Annotated in this window: 2 protein-coding genes; both read right to left on the reverse strand. The window is 57.4% G+C overall.

What is annotated here, in order from left to right; translation table 11 throughout:
• Positions 1 to 72 precede the first annotated feature (72 nt).
• Entirely contained in the window at positions 73 to 864 is a 792-nt protein-coding gene (gene istB / locus NIT7645_RS11345) for an IS21-like element helper ATPase IstB (RefSeq protein ID WP_050687164.1), read from the reverse strand.
• Complete coding sequence (istA, locus tag NIT7645_RS11350) at positions 854 to 2,383, reverse strand: IS21 family transposase (RefSeq protein WP_110732346.1); 1,530 nt, start codon at positions 2,381 to 2,383, stop codon at positions 854 to 856. The genes istB and istA overlap by 11 nt, the downstream gene beginning before the upstream one ends.
• Between the last annotated feature and the right edge of the window lie 113 nt (positions 2,384 to 2,496).

Below are 2,496 nucleotides of genomic sequence, written 5' to 3' on the forward strand. Positions count from 1 at the left end.
TGTTGATTGTCACTGAGAACTGACCCGGTATTTTCACCGAGATTTGACCCACCCTCAGTTATGCGTCGTGGTTTATGACGCGGTCAATGTTTTGGCCTCCTTTCGTGTTTTTTTTGCAGCCTCAGCGCTGGCCTTGAAGCGGTAGCTGTCGTTTCCGGTTTCGAGGATGTGGCAGCGGTGAGTCAGCCTATCGAGGAGCGCGGTTGTCATCTTTGCATCCCCGAAGACCTGCGCCCATTCTGAGAAGCTGAGGTTTGTGGTGATGATGACGCTGGTGCGCTCGTAGAGCTTGCTGAGCAGATGGAAGAGCAGCGCCCCGCCAGATGAACTGAACGGCAGGTAGCCGAGTTCGTCCAAGATGACCAAGTCGACCTTCGTCAGCATCTCAGCCAGTTTCCCTGCCTTACCAAGCGCCTTCTCCTGCTCCAGCGCGTTGACCAATTCCACGGTCGAGAAGAAGCGCACCTTACGCCGGTGATGTTCGATGGCTTGGACGCCGATTGCTGTGGCTGTGTGGCTCTTGCCCGTTCCGGGACCGCCGATCAAAACGACATTCTCGGCCGCTTCGATAAACTCGCATCGGTGTAGCTGCCGCACTGTCGCTTCGTTGATCTCACTCGATGCAAAGTCGAAGCCCGTCAGATCCTTGTATGCGGGGAAGCGGGCGACCTTCGTGTGGTAGGCGATGGACCGTACCTCGCGTTCGGCGATCTCGGCCTTGAGCAGCTGTGACAGCATTGGTGTGGCAGCTTCGAACGCTGGCGCGCCCTGGGCGACCAAGTCTTCAATCGCATTTGCCATGCCATAGAGCTTAAGACTGCGCAGCATGATGACGATAGAGGCTCCTGCTGGGTCATGACGCATGGCGCTTCTCCTCAGTCTGTCGCAACCCGTCATAGCGACCGACGTTGGCCACTGGCGTTGTCTGCAATGCCAGTGCGTCCGGCGGATCGACCTCGGGGTGATCTGTCGGTCTGCGGTCGATCAATCGATGCAACAGGTTCAGGATGTGCGTCTTGGTGGGGACGCCTGCTTCAAGTGCCAGCTCCACTGCACACAAAACGTCCTCTTCGTTGTGCTGAAGGACCAAAGACAGAATGTCGACCATCTCTCGGTCACCGCCTTCTTTACGCAGCATGTGATCCTGCAATTGACGGAAGGCATCCGGCATCTCCGTGAACGGCGCACCATTCCGAAGTGCGCCCGGTTTGCGTTGGATAACAGCGAGATAGTGGCGCCAGTCATAGATGACCTTGCCGGGCTTGCGATGAGACCGCTCGATGATCCGCGCATGCTTGCAAACCGTTTGCCCTTCAGCGACCACGATCAGCCGTTCGGGATAGACATGCAAACTGACACGGCGGTTCGCAAAGCTGGCGGGAACGCTGTAGCGATTGCGTTCGAAAGTGATCAGGCATGTGGGTGACACACGCTTACTGTGTTCGATAAAGCCATCGAATGCCGGCGGCAGTGCCATCAGCGTAGGCTTCTCGGCCTCCCACACGTCAGCGATGGACCCCGGCAAAGCCTTGTGCGGCGTCTCTGTCCAAAGGGCGATACAGCGATCTTCAAGCCATTGGTTCAGCTCTGCCAGATCGGCGCAGACCGGCATGACCTGCCACATGCGGTTGCGCGCATCCTGCACGTTCTTCTCAACCTGGCCTTTCTCCCAACCGGCCGCCGGATTGCAGAACTCGGGCTCAAACACGTAGTGGCTGGCCATAGCCTTGAAGCGTGCATTGACGTCCCGCTGCTTGCCTTTGCCCACACGATCAACGGCGGTCTTCATATTGTCATAGATCCCGCGACCAGGCACACCGCCGAACACGCGGAATGCATGCCAGTGGGCGTCAAACAGCATCTCGTGCGTTTGCAGCGGGTAGGCCCGCACCAAGAAAGCGCGGCTGTGCGATAGCTTGATATGAGCGACCTGAAGTTTGACGCGCTCACCGCCGATGTTGGCCCAGTCCTCGCTCCAATCGAATTGGAAGGCTTCGCCGGGCGCGAACACCAAAGGCACGTAGGTGCCGCGCCCCGTCGTCTGTTCCGCTCGATGCCGATCTTCACGCCATGCCCGGGCGAAAGCTGCCACGCGTTCATAGGAACCATTATATCCCAGCTTCACAAGATCAGCATGCATTTGCTTCACTGTCCGCCGCTCTTTGCGTGACTTCCGCGTCTGGATTAAAAGCCAGGCTGACAGCCGATCCGCGTAGGGGTCCAGCTTGCTTGGACGCTTGGGCGTCTTGAACTGCGGTTCCACCGCACCTTCACGCAGATACTTCTTGATCGTGTTCCGAGACAAACCCGTCCGCCGGGCAATCTCCCTGATTGGCATTTTGTCACGCAATGCCCAGCGTCGAATGACACTCAAAAATCCCATGTCGATCACTCCTAATCCCCCCAACCAAAACCGTCGGGGAAGTGTGTTCACATGGGTCAATTCTCAGTGACAATTTATAGGGCTACCGGGTCAGTTCTCAGTGACAATCAACA

It is taken from the genome of Phaeobacter italicus (assembly GCF_001258055.1).
Lineage (GTDB): Bacteria > Pseudomonadota > Alphaproteobacteria > Rhodobacterales > Rhodobacteraceae > Phaeobacter > Phaeobacter italicus.